The organism is Companilactobacillus nuruki (genome assembly GCF_002872255.1).
In the GTDB taxonomy this organism is placed as follows: Bacteria; Bacillota; Bacilli; order Lactobacillales; family Lactobacillaceae; genus Companilactobacillus; species Companilactobacillus nuruki.
In genome coordinates, this window is sequence record NZ_NIPR01000060.1 from 1 (window position 1) to 1,542 (window position 1,542).

Annotated in this window: 1 protein-coding gene and 2 pseudogenes; 1 reads left to right on the forward strand and 2 read right to left on the reverse strand. The window is 41.3% G+C overall.

The features are described from left to right. Nucleotides 1-361 (forward strand): annotated as a pseudogene (locus tag CBP76_RS11645) (IS30 family transposase); the annotation flags it as partial. Nucleotides 362-408: 47 nt separating this feature from the next. On the opposite strand, the gene CBP76_RS13520 reads toward CBP76_RS11645, so the two are convergent. Both CBP76_RS13520 and CBP76_RS11655 read right to left on the reverse strand, forming a co-directional pair. Next, a complete protein-coding gene (locus CBP76_RS13520; protein WP_281258482.1) occupies nucleotides 409-534 on the reverse strand; it encodes a hypothetical protein in 126 nt (41 codons plus the stop codon). 183 nt (nucleotides 535-717) lie between these two features. After that, nucleotides 718-1,542: pseudogene (locus CBP76_RS11655) on the reverse strand (MobQ family relaxase); the annotation flags it as partial.

A 1,542-nucleotide genomic window follows, 5' to 3' on the forward strand; every position in this document is an offset into this window, starting at 1 on the left:
TATTAACTTTAATCGATCGAAGATCACGGTTCCTTTGGGCATACCGGTTAAAAGATCGGACGACAGCGACTGTTAATGAAGCACTAACTAAGTTCCTAACAACTTTTAATGGTCCGGTGCACAGCTTTACTGTGGACCGTGGCACTGAGTTTAGTGGGCTAGTATCTCTTGATCACAATATGGTATTAAGACCTATTACTGCCATGCTTATACTCCAGCTGAACGTGGTAGTAATGAACGCTTTAATCGGAATTTACGTTATTTTTATCCTAAAGGGACTCGTTTTGAGTACATTAGTGCTCAAGATTTAACGACGACGTTACTCCAAATTAACCAGCGACCGCTTAAAATACTCGACTAGCAAACACCGTATCAGGTTATGCTGACAAATTTGTCCAAAAATTCGGATTAAATTTGCAATCTACCATTGAGATACTTTTTAAATTGGTCACTATCAGTTAATTTTAGGATTTGCTGTTCAGCCTGGGCGACTAATTGTGCTTTCCAAGCCTTAACATCTGCTTTATTTGGCATAAGTTACCCCTCCTCATCTTCAAAAATATCATTCAATGTTGGCAATGATCTTATTTGAATCGGGGTCGTGCCATAAAGGGCAACGTAGCCATCGGCTAATTTTTGCCAAGCCACTTGATAATAAGCCCCATTTTCAGTAATTTCTTTTAAATACTTATAGGCGCCTTTAATTCTACATTTAGATTACAAGTGCATGCCCCCATCTTCATGCCGGTTTCTAGTTTGATGTTGCCGCTGCTTTTTCGTCATTGCCCACTCGGTCTCTTTTAAGCCACGTAGTTGCTGCTTTCTTAGATAGTCCGTGTTCTTCACATATAAAATGGTTATTAAGGCTTCGTCCAAAATATTAGTCAGGTAGTTTTTCGGGCTAGTTGGGTAATAATTAATGGCCTGATAGTCCTTAATTTGGTCTTGCTTATATTGATCAAACCGTGTTGTCTGTTGTTTCAAACGGGCTTGCACCATTTCAATTTGTTTGTGATCCAACTTAGGATCTTGGCCACATTCGCCGATAAACAGTTGCCGGGTGCCATCATGTTTTAAGACCCGTTGCAGTCGATGATCCTGAATATCTTTTAATTCCATTTTACCTAACAGGTAATTTAAACCGGCTTGGTGTTGCTGACTAGTAAAGACTACCGGTGGCTGCTGTTGCAATTGACTAAGATCATTGGCGCTTAATGGCTTTAATTCTGGATCATAATAAACCACAGCGGTATAGATTTGCTCCTTGTCAATCGTCTCTAGCTTATCGAGGTCACTGTCCGGAAAAGCAGTCGTTAGAATGCTGTCGTATTGGGTTTGCACCACGGCTTTAACTTCCCGAATGACCCGTAAATCTTTGACCGCTTTAGAGATGAATTCGAGTTCGCTTGGTTGATAAGCGGCTAGTATGCCCCAATCAGTATGCTTCAAATCGTCTAACTGGTGACCATGTTTGGCTCTGTCTCTTATCCACATATGACGCTTACGACGAAACAGCAAGTGCAGATCCCGGCGATCGCCGGT